This window comes from Streptomyces radiopugnans (genome assembly GCF_900110735.1).
Classification (GTDB): Bacteria; Actinomycetota; Actinomycetes; order Streptomycetales; family Streptomycetaceae; genus Streptomyces; species Streptomyces radiopugnans.
In genome coordinates this window covers 296249-311722 of record NZ_FOET01000002.1, presented here as the reverse complement: position 1 = coordinate 311722, position 15474 = coordinate 296249, and the positions used below count along the sequence as shown (strand labels likewise).

The window sequence follows — 15474 nt, the reverse complement described above, 5'->3', positions numbered from 1 at the left end:
GGCGCGGCGGTGGTGGAGTTCTTCTCGGCGGCGCGGTCCAGTCCGGCCTTGACGGCCTCGAGTTCGGCCATGGTGTGCTCGACGACCTTCGCCCGGGCGCCGGTCTCGGTGATGGCGGGGGCCTGGGCGGGGTCGGTGGTGGCCACGACGAGGGTGGAGGTGTCGCCGGTGGTCCAGGCGCCGGCGTAGCTGTCGGCGAGGTCCTTGGCGAGGACGGGGGCGATCTTCCCGGCGCGGTACTCGCTCGCGACGCGCTCGCGGGCCTGGTCGGCGGTTATGCCGAAGTCGCGCTGCATGGCCTTCAGCGCGCCGGCGGGCATCTCCTCGGCGGCGCGGAGGGCTTCGGCGGTGAGGGTGGTCTCGGCGGCGGTCTTGGCGGGGGTGTCGGTGGGGGACGACGTGACCGCGCCGGCGATGGAGGGCAGGGCGGTCAGGGCGAGTGCGGTGGCGGCGAGTGCCGCACCGGTCGCGATACCACGGCTGTGGCGCATTCGTTCTCCTCTGTTGTGGGGGAAAGAGGGTGGGGGCGAACGGCACGCCCGTGTTTCATGAGGGTGGCGTGCGCCTGTCAAGTTAGAGGTTTCGCGGTGTGCCGGTGTCGCATATCGGACACCATGGGGAAGCGGTCACAAGAACTTCACGCATGATCACAGGGGCTGCACCGGACCGCGGTGGCCGACTCGTGGCGGTGGACCCCTGGCGGTGGACTCGCGTCGGAGGACGCACGGCAGTGCGAAGGGCCGCCCCGCGCGCCGGGGGAGGGAGCGGCGCGCGGGGCGGCCCGGGGACGGCCGGCCCGTGGGGGCTAGCCGGTGACGAGGGTGAGGCCGTACGCCTCCAGGACCGGTTCGACCGGCTGGTAGAAGGTGGTGCCGCCGGTGGTGCAGTTGCCGGAGCCGCCGGAGGTGACGCCCTGGGCCTGGTCGCCGGTGATGTACGGGCCGCCGGAGTCGCCGGGTTCGGCGCACACGGTGGTCCGCGTCAGCCCGTGCACGTCGCCCTGCCCGTACTGGACGGTGACGTCGTGCTGCTCGATGGTGCCGCAGTGCCAGCCGGTGGTGGAGCCGGAGCGGCAGACGGAGGAGCCGACGGGCGCCTGGGCGGAGCCGGCGACGGTCACGTCGGCGCCGCCGGAGCCCTTGACGTACGGGGTGGCCGTCCAGCCGTCCGCGGTGGCGACCCAGCCGTAGTCGTCGCCGGGGAAGGACGAGCCCTGGAAGACGCCCTGGGCCGAGCGGTCGTGCCCGGCGGTCGTGTCGCCGGGGACGCCGCAGTGGCCGGCGGTGACGAAGCCCTGCCGGGTGCCGTCGGTGACGGCGAAGCCGACCGAGCACCGGCTGGTGTCGTTGATGTAGTAGGCGTCGCCGCCGCGCAGTTCGGCGTACGGGCGGGGCTTCTCGGACGACTTCACCACGCGCACCAGGTCGCTGCCGGCTCCGGCGGCCTCGGCGAAGGCGCGGGCCTTCGCGGTGTCGGAGGCGCGGACGACGACGGAGTTGGTCCTCACGTCGGCGTACCACTGGGAGACGGAGGTCGGGGCGCCGTGCCGGGCGGCGCGGTCCAGGGCCTCCTTGGTGGCGCCGAGTTCGGCCATGGTGTGCTCGACGACCTTCGCCCGGGCGCCCTTCGCGGAGATCCGGCGGGCGTCGGAGGCGTCGGTGGTGGCCACGACGAGGGTGGAGGTGTCGCCGGTGGTCCAGGCGCCGGCGAAGTCGCCGGCGAGATCCTTGGCGAGGACGGGGGCGATCTTCCCGGCGCGGTACTCGTTCGCCACGCGCTCGCGGGCCTGCTCGGCGGTTATGCCCAGGTCGCGCTGCATGGCCTTCAGCGCGCCGGCGGGTAACGCGCCGGCGGGCGACCGGCCGGCGTCCTGTCCGGCGTCGCCGGTGATGATCGCGGCGGGCGCCCCGGCGGGGGAGGGGGCGGCCGCTTCGGCGGCGGCGGGCAGGACGGTCAGTACCAGGGCGCCGATCGCGAGGGCCGAGCCGGCTGACGCACCACGGCTGTGCCGCATGTGGACTCCTACGTCTTGTGTGTGGGGGGATGGGCGCCGGGCCGCCGTCGGCCGCCCGGCGCACCTGGAGGCTGTCCACCGCGCGACGCGGCGGAACCGGGGACGGGGCCGCCTTCACCGAAGGGCCACAGCCTCCAGCGGACCGTCACACCGGTGTCCGCGCCGCGGCCCCCGGCGTCCGGTGGGCGGGACGCCGGGGGCCGTTGGCCGGTGACCCCGTGCCGGGACGCGGCAGGGGGCCACCGGGGTCGTGGGCGGTTCTCCGGTTCAGGGGGTCACTGGGGCATCAGCACCGTGTCGACGATGTAGACGGTGGCGTTGGCGGTCGGCACGTTGCCGCAGACGACCTTCGAGGCGTCGTTGACCGTGTAGGAGCCCTCGGAGCCGGAGACGGTCAGCTCCTTCTTGTCCAGCAGCGTCGGGTAGGAGCCGTTCTCCAGGTCCCCGGGTGTCAGCCTCTCGCCGACGACGTGGTAGGTGAGGATCTCGGTGAGCGCCTTCTCGTCCTCCAGAACGGCGTTGAGGTCCTTCTCCGGGATCTTCGCGAAGGCGTCGTCCGTGGGCGCGAACACCGTGATGTTCTCGGCACTGTTGAGGGTGTCGACCAGGCCGGCCTTCTGCACCGCGCTCACCAGCGTGGACAGGGCGGGATTGTTGGAGGCGGCGGTGGCGACCGGGTCGTCGGCCATGCCGTCGAAGCTGCCCTCGCCGTCCTCGGGGACGGCCTGGCAGCCGGGGCCGAACGGCTTGGAGGTGTCGGTCGCGGCCGTGTCCCCGGACTCCTCCTGCGCCCCGTCGGCGGGCATGGACCCGGCCGGCGAGGCGGACTGCGAGTCGGCCGCGCCGTCGCCGCCGTCCTCGGAGGAGCAGGCGGTCACCGACAGCGGCAGCACCACCGCGGCGGTGACGGCGAGGGCGATGCGGCGGACGCGGCGGGTACGGGTGGCGCTCATGTGGTGTGGTTCTCCTGTCGGTTCGGATACGCGGGCCGGACGGCCCCGTTCGGGTGGCTTCGCTCGGATGGCTCCGGCCGGACGGAGGCGGCCGGTCTCGGAAGTGCGCGGCGGCGCGGCGGGCGGTCAGGTCACGTCGACCACCACCGAGTGCCGTCCGGTCGCGCCGTCGGGAAGGGTTCCGACGCGCTCGGCGGTCTGCACGCGTCCGTCGCGGTCGGTGGCGCGGACCTCCAGCCGGTGCGAGCCGGGTGTGGCGTTCCACCGCCACGCCCACTGCCGCCAGGTGTCCGCGCTGTCCTCCGCGGCCAGGCGGGCGGCGTGCCAGGGCCCGTCGTCGACGCGCACCTCGACGCGGTCGATCCCGGTGTGCTGGGCCCAGGCGACGCCGCCGACGGCCACGGTCCCCGCCTCCAGGGAGGCGAGGGGCTTGGGGGTGTCGATGCGCGACTGGGTCTTGACCGGGGCCTCGGCCGCCCAGTCGCGGCGGACCCAGTACGCGTCGTAGGCGTCGAAGGTGGTCAGTTCCAGCTCCGTCAGCCACTTGCAGGCCGAGACGTAGCCGTACAGGCCGGGCACCACCATGCGCACGGGGAAGCCGTGGTCGAAGGGGAGCGGCTCGCCGTTCATGCCGACCGCCAGCAGCGCGTCCCGGCCGTCCATGACCGTCTCCACCGGGGTGCCCAGCGTCATGCCGTCCACCGAGCGGGACACCAGCTGGTCGGCCGGCCCGCCCCGGGAGGGCGGCCTGACCCCGGCCTCGCGCAGCAGCTCGGCCAGGGGCACGCCAAGCCATCGGGCGGTGCCGACGTAGGGGCCGCCGACCTGGTTGGACACGCAGGTGAGGGTGATGTCGCGCTCGATGAGCGGGCGTTCCAGCAGCTCGCGGAAGTCCAGGGTCAGCGGGCGGGTGACACCGAGGCCGTGGAGGCGCAGCCGCCAGGCGCCGGCGTCCGGGCGGGGGACGGTCAGGGCGGTGTCGACGCGGTAGAAGGCGTCGTTGGGGGTGATGAAGGGCTTCATGCCGGGCAGCCGCAGATCGGCGCCGGGCGGTAGGGGAGGGGCCTTGGAGGCGGGGGCGGGCAGGGCCACCGCTTCGCGGGAGGCGGCGGCCCGGGCGGTGTCCGACGCGGTCAGGGCGCGGGCGAGCAGCCCCGCCCCGGCGGTGGCGGCGGCGGTGCCGGTGGCGGCGAGGACGAACCCGCGCCGGTCGAACGGCGTGCGCTCGCCGCTCGTACCGGGCTGTGGTCCCCCCTCGGGTGCGCCGCCACCGGCGGTGTGCGCGCCCCTCGTCGGGGCGAGCCGCCCGGCCAGCAGGTACAGGGCTCCCGCTCCGGCGGCGGCGCCGACCACCGAGGGCAGTGCGCCCGTACCGCCCGTGTCCGGGCGGCCGACGGCCGCCGCCGCGCCGACCGCGCCGAAGAGCAGCACCCCGGCGGCCCCGGCCCCGCGCCGGCGCAGGGCCGACAGCCCCAGTGCGGCGGCGGCCAGGGCCAGCAGCGCCAGGATGCCCAGCCGCAGCACCAGCTTGTCGTCGTCGCCGAAGGTGCGGATGGCGAAGTCCTTCAGCCAGGCCGGGGTGCGGTCGACGACCGCTCCGCCCACCGCCGTGACCGGCCCGGCCTCCGGGCCGGTCACGGCGGCCGCCGCCAGTTCGGCGACGGTCAGGGCCAGGGCGCCGGACAGCAGCCCGGCCGTCGCGCCCAGGGCGGGGCGGACCCACCGCCCGTACCGCACCCGGCCCTTCCGCACCCGGCCGGGCGCGGTACGGGCGGGTGCGGCGGCATCGGGTGCCGCCGCCGTGGTCTGCCTGTCGTCGCTCACATCCCGTATTCGGAGCGGGCCGTCCGGCGGATTGGTATGTCACCCGATCCAGTGAAAAAACATTTTCCGCGGCCTTCCTGCGGATCGGCGCCGACGCGGGAGACCGCCGACTCCGGGCGGCCGGGCGGACCGGGCGGCCCGAACGGTTCCGGGCCCTCCGGACCGTTCGGATCAACCGCCCTGCCGCGCCCGCCCGTTCGGGCCGGGTTCCGCCCGGGCCGCGGGCCCTCTCCGCTGCGGACAGGACCCAGGGCGTGTGGACGGCCGCCCTTGCGCGAAGGGACCGGGAGGGAAGGGGCTGGGGAAGCGGCCCGGGGGGCGGTTGCCGTCACCGGTGCCCGCCGCCCGGACGCCGGAGCCCGGCGCGGACGGCGGCACCACCTCGTCCGCCCCGGCCCGGGCGGCACACGGCAGGTGCCCGGGCGACCGCCGTGTGCCGGCGAACGGCGCCGCCGGCATGCCCGTCCCCGCCTCCCCGGCCCTCACGCGGCCGGGAACTCCATCACGGCCAGAGGCTCGGAGGTGGGCTGCGCCGAGCCGCCCTCCGGCTCCACGGTCACGCCCATGCCGTCCGCGCCCGCGACGGGCCCGTCCATGACGACCGCCGCCCGCCCGTCCGAGGCCTTCACCACACCGGCCGGGCGCATGGCGCCGTCGTCGTCGAACCACAGCTGGTAGACCTTGCCGGCGGGCGGTTCGGGCAGCCGCGAGGCCAGGAACGCGGCCCGGTCGCGGCTGCGGGAGACCACCACGGTGGCGCTCCCGCCGCCGGGCAGTTCCCCGGCGGCCAGCCGCGCGTCCGGCGCGGCGAGCAGCCGGGTCAGCTCGTCCGCCCGCTGCCGGGCCTGCTCGGCGAGCTGCCGGGCGTCGCGGGCCCGCTCGTACTGCCAGGCCGCGACCCCGCCCAGGGCCAGGGCGGAGGCCACAGAGGCGGCGAGCGCCAGGCGCGGCAGCCGCCGGAGGCGGCCGGTCCCGCCGCCCGCGCCGCCCGCACCTCCGGGGGAGCCGGCCGGCGGCCGGGCGCGGGGCGGCTCCTGGCGCACCGCCGCGACACGGCGCAGGACCTCCTCCCGCATGCCCGGCGGGGGAGCGGCGGAGGCCGCCAGCCCCAGCCGGGCGGCGGTCGCGGTCAGTTCCCGGGCCTCCTCGCGGCACGGGGCGCAGACGGCCAGGTGTCGCTCGAACTCCTCGCGTTCGGGTCCGTCCAGCGCGTCGACGGCGTAGGCGCCGGTCAGGGTGTGCAGGTCGGCGGCGCTCACGAGGCCACCCCCAGGCAGTCGCGGAGTCGGATGAGGCCGTCGCGCAGCCGCGTCTTGGCGGTGCCCAGCGGCAGTGACAGCAGTTCGGCCACCTCCCGGTAGGTCAGCCCCCGGTAGTAGGCCAGGGTCACCGACTGGCGCTGGACCTCGGTGAGGCCGCCCATGCAGCGGCGCACCTGCTCGCGCTCCAGCCGGGCCTCGACCTGCTCGGTGACGGAGTCGAACGCGGGCGTGTGGTCCAGCAGGGCGGCCCGGCGCTCGCGCTCGGAGGCGGCCTGCACGGAACGCACCCGGTCCACGGCGCGCCGGTGGGCGAGGGTCATCACCCAGGCCATGGCGCCGCCCCTGTCGGGCCGGAAGCGCGCGGCGGTCCGCCACACCTCCACCAGCACCTCCTGGGCGACCTCCTCCGACTGGGCCGGGTCGCGCAGCACGCTGCGCACCAGCCCCAGCACGGGGCCGCACACCGCGTCGTACAGGGAGGCGAAGGCCTCCTGGTCGCCGCGGGCGACCTCGACCAGCAGCTCGTCCAGGGTGGGGCCCTGCTCGTCGGCGGGCCCGGTGATGCGTACGGTCTCCTTCACCCGGCCGCACCTTCGGAGCGGGGCGCCCGTGGCGCGTGTGGTGTCTGTGCCGGCTGTGGCGCCTGTCGCACCTGTGGCATGCGTTCCTCCCGCAAGACGGTCCTCACCCGGTGTTCGTGGCCGCCGGGGCGGCGGATTGGTCGGGACCGGACCGGATCTCCGGGCGGTGCGCCCGTCCCCCCGCCGCCTGTTCCCCGTCCCCGCTCCCCGTGCCGCGGGGGAGGAGGCACGCACGCGCGGCGCGCCGCAGTGGGCGCGCCGCGCGTGCGCGTACGGTGCCGGGCCGGGCGGCCGGGCAGGGCCGGTGGCGGGCCCGGCTCAGCCCATCTCGTCGGGGTCGGGGCCCAGCCGGGTGCCGTTGTCCAGGGTGGACATGCCCGTCATGTCGTCCTCGTCCAGGACGAAGGAGAACACGTCGATGTTCTCCTCGATCCGGGAGGGGGTGGCGGACTTGGGGATCACCACGTTCCCCGTCTGGAGGTGCCAGCGCAGCACCACCTGGGCGGGGGTGCGGCCGTGCTTGCGGGCGATCTCGGCGATCACCGGGTCGTCCAGCAGGTCCTTGCCCTGGCCCAGCGGCGACCAGGCCTCGGTGGCGATGCCGTGCTCGGCGTGGAAGGCGCGGGCCTCGGCCTGCGGGAAGTTGGGGTGCAGCTCGATCTGGTTGACGGCGGGGACGACCTCGGTCTCCTCCATCAGCCGCCGCAGGTGGGTGGGCTTGAAGTTGGACACGCCGATGGCCTTGGCCCGGCCGTCGGCGTGGATCTCCTCCAGCGCCTTCCACGTCTCGACGTACCTGTCCTGCTTCGGCGCGGGCCAGTGGATGAGGTAGAGGTCGACGTAGTCCAGGCCCAGCCGCTCCAGCGAGGCGTCGAAGGCGCGCAGTGTGGCGTCGCGGCCCTGGTCGTTGTTCCAGACCTTGGTGGTCACGAAGAGCTCTTCGCGCGGCAGCCCGGACTCGGCGATGGCCTTCCCGGTGCCCTTCTCGTTCTGGTAGATCGCGGCGGTGTCGATGCTGCGGTAGCCCGAGGCGAGTGCGTGCCCGACGGTGGCGGCGGCCTCCTCGTCCGGCACCTGCCACACGCCGAAGCCGAGCTGCGGCATCCGGACGCCGTTGTTGAGGATGATGTTGGGGACGTTGCTCACGAGCGATCGGTCCTTGTCAGTCGGTTGGCGACACGTGTACCCGGGGTCCCAACGATCATGGCAGCGTTGTCATTCCCGCTTCGCCGCATCTCCTCCCGCCGCGCGGCTCCGAGCCCGGCGGCGGCCGCGGAGCCGTGCGGCGGCCGCGGCACCCGGCCTGCCCGGCCCGGTCCGCCCCCACCCGTCCCCGGGTCCGGCCCGCCCGGCCCGCTCAGCGCTGGTAGAGGGCGTCGATCTCGACCGCGTAGGCCTTCTCCACGGCCTTGCGCCTCAGCTTCAGCGAGGGGGTGAGCAGCCCGTCCTCCTCGGTGAACCGCGACCCCAGTATCCGGAAGGTGCGGATCGACTCGGCCTGGGAGACCTGGGTGTTGGCGGCCACCACCGCCCGTCTGACCTCGGCCTCCAGATCGGGGTCGCGCACCAGCTCGGCCGGGCCCAGGAGCGGCTTGTTGCGCATGGTCAGCCAGTGGTGCACGGCGTCCTCGTCGAGGGTGACCAGCGCGGCGACGTAGGGCCGGTCGTTGCCGACCACGACGCACTGCGCCACCAGCGGGTGCGCCCGCACCCGGTCCTCCAGCACCGTCGGCGAGACGGTCTTGCCGCCGGAGGTCACCAGAACGTCCTTCTTCCGCCCGGTGATCGTCAGATAGCCGTCCTCGTCCAGCGAGCCGAGGTCGCCGGTGGCCAGCCAGCCGTTGTGCAGCACCTCGGCGGTGGCGCGGGCGTCGCCCAGGTAGCCGGCGAAGACCTGGCCGCCGCGCAGCCACACCTCGCCGTCCTCGGCGATGTGCACCGTGGTACCCGGGACGGGGACGCCGACGGTGCCGAAACGCGTCTGCTCGGGCGGGTTGGCGGTGGCCGCGGCGGTGGTCTCCGTCAGCCCGTACCCCTCGAAGACGCGGATGCCGGCGCCGTCGTAGAACAGCCCCAGGCGCCGCTCCATCGCCGAGCCGCCCGACACGGCGTACCGGCAGCGGCCGCCGAGCGCGGCGCGCAGCCGGGAGTAGACGGCCTTGTCGAAGAACCGGTGCTGCATCCGCAGGGCCGGACTGGGACCGCGCCCGGTTCCGAAGGCCCTGTCCTCCATCGCCTCGGCGTAGCGGACGGCGACGTCCACCGCCTTGTCGAACGGCTCCAGCCTCCCCTCCGCCTCGGCCCTGCGCCGCGCGGTGTGGAAGATCCGCTCGAAGATGTAGGGCACGGCCAGCAGGAAGGTGGGCCGGAAGGTCTCCAGGTCGGGCAGGAGGGCGGCGGCGGTCATGTTGGGCTGGTGGCCGAGCCTGACCCCGGCGCGCACCGCCCCGACCTCGATCATCCGCCCGAAGACATGGGCGAGGGGGAGGAAGAGCAGGGTGGAGGCCTGCCCCCCGCCCCCGGAGGGGAAGAGGGCCTCGTAGCGCCGGACGAGGTTGTCGCACTCGGCCATGAAGTTGCCGTGGGTCAGCACACAGCCCTTGGGACGGCCGGTGGTGCCGGAGGTGTACAGGACGGTGGCGGGGGTGTCCGGGGTCAGCGCGAGCCGGTGCCGGTGCACCACGTCGTCGTGGATGTGCGCCCCGGCGGCGGCCAGCGCGCCCTCGGCGTCGGCGTCGAGCTGCCACAGCCGCTTCAGGCGCGGCAGCCGGTCGACGACCGAGCCGACGGTCATCGCGTGCTCCTCGTGCTCCACGACGGCGGCCGAGACCTCCGCGTCGTGCAGCATCCAGTGGACCTGCTCGGCCGAGGAGGTGGGGTAGACCGGCACCGGCTGGGCGCCGACCGACCACAGGGCGAAGTCGAACAGCGTCCACTCGTAGCGGGTGCGGGACATGATCGCCACCCGGTCGCCGAAGCGCACGCCCTCGGCGAGCAGCCCCTTGGCCAGTGCCAGCACCTGGTCGCGGAACTCCGCGGCGGTCACGTCCCGCCAGGCGCCGGAGGCGTCCTTGCGCGCCATCACCACCTGGCGCGGGTCGGCGTCGGCGCGGTCGAAGACGGTGTCGGCCAGCCCTCCGGTCTGAGGCTCCGTCGCCAGGGCCGGGACGGTGAACTCGCGCACGTGCCGCTCCTCGTCGCGCTGTGGCGTGGGGGACTCACAGCGGGCCGACCGTATCGGATGCGCGGGCCGCCCAGGAAGGGATGTGATACGGCCTGACGGTGTGAATGCGGTCGTTTCGGGAAGTCCGTGCCGGGCCGTCACCGTTCATCCCGGCCCTCTCCACCGAATCTCCCGTGCGGTGCCCCCTCTTCTCCGGTGGGACGTGCCCACCGGCGCGCCGGTTCCGCCGCCCTCAGGCTCGCCGCCCTCGGGCACGCCGTCCTCAGGCACGCCGCGCGCCGGGCGCGCCGGACACACCGAGCGCGACGCGGTGCTCGCCGGCGTAGACGTTCATCGACGCCCCCCGCAGGAAACCGACCAGCGTCAGCCCCGTCTCGGCGGCCAGATCGACGGCCAGGGAGGACGGCGCGGAGACGGCCGCCAGCACGGGCACCCCGGCCATCACCGCCTTCTGCGCCAGCTCGAACGAGGCCCGCCCCGACACCAGCAGCACCGCGCGCGACAGCGGCAGCTCCCCCCGGGTCAGGGCGCGTCCGACGAGCTTGTCGACGGCGTTGTGGCGGCCGACGTCCTCGCGCAGGTCCAGCAGCTCCCCCTCCGGGGAGAACAGGGCGGCCGCGTGCAGGCCGCCGGTGCGGTCGAACACCCGCTGGGCCGCGCGCAGCCGGTCGGGCAGCGCGGCCAGCACCTCCGGCTCCAGCGGAGGCAGCTCCCCACTGATGGGCCAGCGGGCGGTGGTGCGCACCGCGTCCAGGCTGGCCTTGCCGCACAGCCCGCACGAGGAGGTGGTGTAGACGTTGCGCTCCAGGGTGATGTCGGGGACGGTCACGCCGGGGGCCAGGCGCACGTCGACTACGTTGTAGCTGTTGCGCGTGGTGCCGTCGGACTGCTCGGTGGCGCCGGCGCAGTAGACGATGTTCGCCAGCTCCTCCGGGCCGCCCAGCACACCCTCGCTGACCAGGAAACCGGCGGCCAGGGCGAAGTCGTCGCCGGGCGTGCGCATGGTGACCGCCAGCGGTTTGCCGTTCAGGCGGATCTCCAGCGGCTCCTCGGCCACCAGGGTGTCCGGACGCTCGCTCACCGCACCGTCGCGCAGACGGACGACACGGCGGCGTTCGGTGACTCGGCCCATGGAAATCAGTCCCGCCTCGGTCGACGCTTCACGGCCGCGGCGCCCTCCACCGCGGCCGTCCCATTGTGCTGCTGCCCCGCTTCCGCCGTACGCTCACCCGCCGCCCGGCCGTCCGTCCGTCCGTGCGAGGGAGCGGGGGCCGCCGGCCCCGTTCCCGAACCGGCCCGGCCGTCCCGGCACCCCACCGGACCACGGCTTATGCATGTGAGAGGCACCGCGAAAACTTGGTATGGTGTTCCCCGTCGCCGCGGCCGGAAGGCCGCAGGTCGCACACCGGTCCGGGTGGCGGAATGGCAGACGCGCTAGCTTGAGGTGCTAGTGCCCTTTATCGGGCGTGGGGGTTCAAGTCCCCCCTCGGACACCAGACATTCACTGACGAAGCGCGGGTCGAGACCCTTCTCGACCCGCGCTTCGTGCTGTCTCTGGGGCCGACCGCATTGCGTCACGGTCCGCTGACCGGCGTGTCGGCGGTGCGGTGACCGGCCGCCTGGTGGGCATCCCGGGGCTCGGGGAGCCGGACGCGACGCCCGGGCCCCGCTTCCCCGGGTGGTGACCCCTGATTCCGCCCAGAGGCCGGCGACGTTGCTGCTGCCGAGCCGCCCAGCAGCGAGGGCGCAGAAGACCTCTGCTGTGACACGCCACACGACTGAAAAGTTCCGTAAGCAAGCGAATCATGGCCAGTTTTCTTTCACCTATGGCCGAATAGTTATCGAGTCGGGCTCCTTCACTGCTGTAGCTTCACCTGGTCTATGTGATCTTCACGAAAATTTCAAAATGTGAGGGGCGGGAGTGGTGGGGCGAAGGAGCCGTTGGAGAACGGCACGTGGGGCGGTATCGGTCGTTGCTTCCTTGCTGGTGCTGACGGGCGTCTCGGCAGAGGCGGCCGCAGCCGATGGTGGTGAGCACACCGAGGTGGCCGAACCGGCGTCAAGCACTCCGGCCGACGAGGCGGCAAGGGGCAAGGCATTCTGGGAGGACGACGGCCCGCCGCCCGCGACCGAGGAGGAGAAGGCGTCCAGGGAAGCCGTGGCCTCGGGGAAGCGGGTCGAGGTCGCCACGCTGACGACTCCTAACAGTCAGGTCTTCGCCAACAGCGACGGCACGTTCACGGTCGAGACCGCGACATCCCCCGAGCGCGTCCGCCAGGATGGCGAGTGGGTAGCCGTCGACACCACGCTGGTCGAGCGGCAGGGTGGCAACCTGGCCCCCAGGGCGGCAGGGGACATCGAACTGTCCAGGGGCGGCGCGGACGAGCCGCTGGCGCGGCTGTCGGCAGAGGGCAAGGAGTACGCGATCTCCTCGCCCTGGGAGCTGCCGGAGCCTGTGACACAAGGTTCCACGGCCGTTTACCCGTCGGTCCTTCCAGACGTGGACCTGGCCGTCCAGGTGCATCCCGACGGGTTCACCTACCACCTCGTCCTTCACTCGGCGGAAGCCGCTTCGCACCCCGATCTGCGGGCGGTGGAGTTCCCCGTCGAGACGCGGGGGCTGTCGGCGCGACCATCCGACACGGGGGCCACGACATTCGTGGACACCGGGGGCCATGCGGTGGTGACCAGCGGATCGGCGCTGATGTGGGACTCCGCGCCCTCGCCGGGCAGCGCACAGTCGGCTGCCGCGCGCTTGACGGGAAATGACGCAGAGGTGTCTGTCCACAGCCTCACGGCCGGCCCGGGAGCCCGCACCGCGGTGATGGATACGACGGTCACAGACGATGCGCTGTCGATCATGCCGGACCAGGGTTTCCTCGCCGATGAGTCGACGGTCTTCCCCGTGGTGCTGGACCCGCCGGCCGTGAAGGCGTCGCTGACCGGCTGGACGGCGCTGTGGTCGGACTCCCCTGGGACGAGTTTCTGGAAGACGAAGCACGCGCTCGGCGTGGGCTACGACGTTTATGTCGACAACAAGAAGGTGCGCTCGCTCTTCCAGTTCGACACCCGTTCGGTGGCGGGCAAGAAGATCCTGGGTGCCACGTTCACGGCGTACGAGATCTGGTCGGCCAACTGCACCAAGAAGAACGTCGAGCTGTGGCGTACGAGCACGATCTCGTCGAGTACCACATGGTCCAAGCCGCCGTCGTGGTCCTCCAAGGTGGACACCGTCTCGGCGGCCAAGGGGCACTCGTCGAGCTGCCCGGACGGAGATGTCGAGTTCGACGCCACGGCGGCGGTCGCCTACACGGCCAAGACCAAGTCGACGACGACCACCCTCGGACTGCGTGCCGACGAGTCGGATCCGATCGCCTGGAAGCAGTTCATGTCCCCGCTGGACGACCGGGCCACCTCCACTCGCAAGCCCCGGCTGTCGATCACTTATGTGACGCCGCCGAACTCCAAGCCGTCGTCGGTGAAGATGTCGGACCCGAACGTGTCGTGCTCGGCCTCCTCCAGCCCGGCCGTCATCCGCGACGCGACTCCGCGTCTGACCGCCACACCGGTCTCGAGTGACGGCTCCAAGGCGGTCCTGCGTCCCAACTTCGATCTTTACAAGGGCAGTAGCACCACGCCGACGAGGTTGTACCCCAGCACTTGGACGGCCAGCGGCACGGCCGGGACCGCGGTCACCGCCACCCTGGAACAGAGCACCATGTACAAGTTCCGTGCCAGGGCGCAGTACAAGTACACCTACGGCGGCAGCACCGGATACCTGTACGGTCCGTGGTCGAGCTACTGCTACTTCAAGGTCGACACCCAGGGGCCGCCCGCGCCCACGGTGGCCTCGGAGGAGTACCCGGAGTGCACGGGAACGACGTGTGAAGCCGATCCCGAGTCCGGCAGCGTCGGCATGACGGGCACCTTCCGGATCACCGCGGGCGCCTCCGACGTGCGCCGCTACGACTGGTGGCTCAACGGGACCAAGCTCGGAAGCAAGACCTTCTCCACCAATACCTCCGCACACTCGGTCGCGGTCACTCCCGACAAGCGGCTCACCAACACGCTGAGGGTGCAGACCTTCGACGCCGCCGGCAACGCGGGGACGACCAAGGACTACCTGTTCAAGGTCGCCAGAGCGGCCGGTCCGGTCGCGACGTGGAAGTTCGACGAGGGAAGCGGCCTCGCCGCCGCCAATGCCGAGGACGGCGGTCACGACCTCGCACTGAGCGCCTCGTCCTGGACCGAGCACGCCCGGCTCGGCGCTGGCCTGAAGACCGGCGACGGTGTCTACGCCACGACCCAGGGGCCCGTGGTGGACACGACGGGCAGCTTCGCGGTCTCCGCCTGGGTACGGCTCACCGACAGGCAGCAAACGGTCCTGATGCAACAGCAGGGCACCAACATCGGGGCCTTCGCGCTCTACTACTCCAGTAGCCCCGACCGGTGGGTCTTCAACCGCCACGCCACGGACGAGGTATCGGCGGACACCACCGTCGTGCGCGCCACATCGCAGCGCCCGCCGGTGCTGGGTGCATGGACCCACCTGATGGGCGTCTACGACCGGCAGGCACAGAAGATCCGCCTGTACGTCAACGGGCAGCTCGACGCGGAGACCGCCTTCACCACTCCCTGGGCGGCCGGCGGTGCCCTCGAGATCGGGCGCTGGGTGGGTAATCCGCGACTCCATGCGGACGTGGACCACGTCCAGGTATGGAACCGGGTCGTCTTCCCGGACGAACTGTGGGGGGTGGCCAACATGGAGAACCCGCAGACGGGGAGCCCGGAAGCCGCCCTGCTGGCGCACTGGGCGCTGGACGAGGATTCCGGCACCGTCGGTGCGGACAGCTCCGGACGTGCCAACAGTCTGAACCTGCAACCCGGTGCCGTCTTCACAGCCACCGACGACCCGGCCCACGGCAACGTCATGGAACTGGACACGACTCTTCTCGGACGTGCGACGTCACCGGTCGCGCTGGACGACTCCGGCAGTTTCACCGTGGCGGGCTGGGTCAACCTGGCCGCTCAGTCCAAGCTGGAGAACACCGCGGTGGCGCACTCGCCCTCGGTGTTCTCCCACCCTGGCACCCAGCGGAACTCCTTCCGCCTGTGGTACCGGCAGGAGGCGGGTGTGACCGTCGGGGACTGGAACTTCGGCCTGTTCGGCACCGACGTCCTGGGCGGGCCGAACTACACGGCGAAGTCGGACGAGGTGAACTCTCCCGGCGGCTGGATGCACGTGGTCGGTGTGTACGACTCGGTGAACCGGTCGGCCAAGCTCTATGTGACAGGACAGCGCCAGGGCGATGAGGAAGGCGCCTTCGTCGAGGAGACCTTCCAGCCCACCGGGCCGCTCGTGGTCGGCGGAGCACGTCGCCACGACACCGGCGAGTGGGGCAACCCGCTGCCCGGCCAACTCGACGACCTGCGGGTCTACGCGGGCGTGCTCTCGGAGAGTGAGATCACACGACTGGCGACGGTGGACGAGCCCCCCGTTCCCATCGAGTGACCGCACGTCGGACCGCCGACAGCCACAGACCACGAATCAACGGAGGTGTGCCGGGACGTGCCCGGCACACCTCGACCTTCGAGATGCGGAGAACCCACGTGTCCGGGCACACATCAGTGCTGCGCAGATGGGCATGGCGCAGAG

At 72.9% G+C, this 15474-nt stretch carries 9 protein-coding genes, 1 tRNA gene and 1 pseudogene; 2 read left to right on the top strand and 9 right to left on the bottom strand.

Annotation, left to right across the window (positions count from 1 at the left end; translation table 11 throughout):
• From BMY40_RS28230 to fdhD, 9 genes and pseudogenes are all read right to left on the bottom strand, one after another.
• Positions 1-491, bottom strand: a pseudogene (locus tag BMY40_RS28230) (S1 family peptidase); the annotation flags it as partial.
• A 314-nt stretch (positions 492-805) separates the two neighbouring features.
• Complete coding sequence (locus BMY40_RS06190) at positions 806-2014, bottom strand: S1 family peptidase (RefSeq protein ID WP_093656266.1); 1209 nt, start codon at positions 2012-2014, stop codon at positions 806-808.
• Between the two features lie 275 nt (positions 2015-2289).
• Positions 2290-2967, bottom strand: coding sequence for a fasciclin domain-containing protein (locus BMY40_RS06185; RefSeq protein ID WP_093656264.1), 678 nt, complete (start codon positions 2965-2967; stop codon positions 2290-2292).
• Positions 2968-3093: 126 nt separating this feature from the next.
• Positions 3094-4704 carry a molybdopterin-dependent oxidoreductase gene (locus BMY40_RS06180; protein WP_245769927.1) on the bottom strand — a complete coding sequence of 537 codons (1611 nt, stop codon included), beginning with the start codon at positions 4702-4704 and terminating at the stop codon, positions 3094-3096.
• Positions 4705-5273: 569 nt separating this feature from the next.
• Positions 5274-6050: an anti-sigma factor gene (locus BMY40_RS06175; protein ID WP_093656262.1), complete on the bottom strand. Its 777-nt coding sequence runs from the start codon at positions 6048-6050 to the stop codon at positions 5274-5276.
• Positions 6047-6634 (bottom strand): sigma-70 family RNA polymerase sigma factor, encoded by a 588-nt coding sequence (locus tag BMY40_RS06170; protein ID WP_093656260.1) that lies wholly within the window; start codon positions 6632-6634, stop codon positions 6047-6049. Before BMY40_RS06170 ends, BMY40_RS06175 begins: the two co-directional genes overlap by 4 nt.
• Positions 6635-6952: 318 nt before the next feature.
• Positions 6953-7780: an aldo/keto reductase gene (locus tag BMY40_RS06165; RefSeq protein WP_093656258.1), complete on the bottom strand. Its 828-nt coding sequence runs from the start codon at positions 7778-7780 to the stop codon at positions 6953-6955.
• Positions 7781-7991: 211 nt separating this feature from the next.
• Positions 7992-9818 (bottom strand): AMP-dependent synthetase/ligase, encoded by a 1827-nt coding sequence (locus BMY40_RS06160; protein ID WP_093656256.1) that lies wholly within the window; start codon positions 9816-9818, stop codon positions 7992-7994.
• Positions 9819-10080: 262 nt separating this feature from the next.
• The gene (gene fdhD, locus BMY40_RS06155) at positions 10081-10950 is read right to left on the bottom strand and encodes a formate dehydrogenase accessory sulfurtransferase FdhD (protein ID WP_093656254.1); all 870 of its coding nucleotides are present in this window, start codon (positions 10948-10950) and stop codon (positions 10081-10083) included.
• Positions 10951-11226: 276 nt separating this feature from the next.
• Between fdhD and BMY40_RS06150 the strand changes: the two genes are divergently transcribed.
• Together BMY40_RS06150 and BMY40_RS06145 are read left to right on the top strand one after the other, a co-directional pair.
• Positions 11227-11314: transfer RNA gene (locus tag BMY40_RS06150), tRNA-Leu, on the top strand.
• A 491-nt stretch (positions 11315-11805) separates the two neighbouring features.
• Positions 11806-15330 (top strand): LamG domain-containing protein, encoded by a 3525-nt coding sequence (locus BMY40_RS06145; protein ID WP_245769926.1) that lies wholly within the window; start codon positions 11806-11808, stop codon positions 15328-15330.
• The last annotated feature ends 144 nt before the right edge of the window (positions 15331-15474 follow it).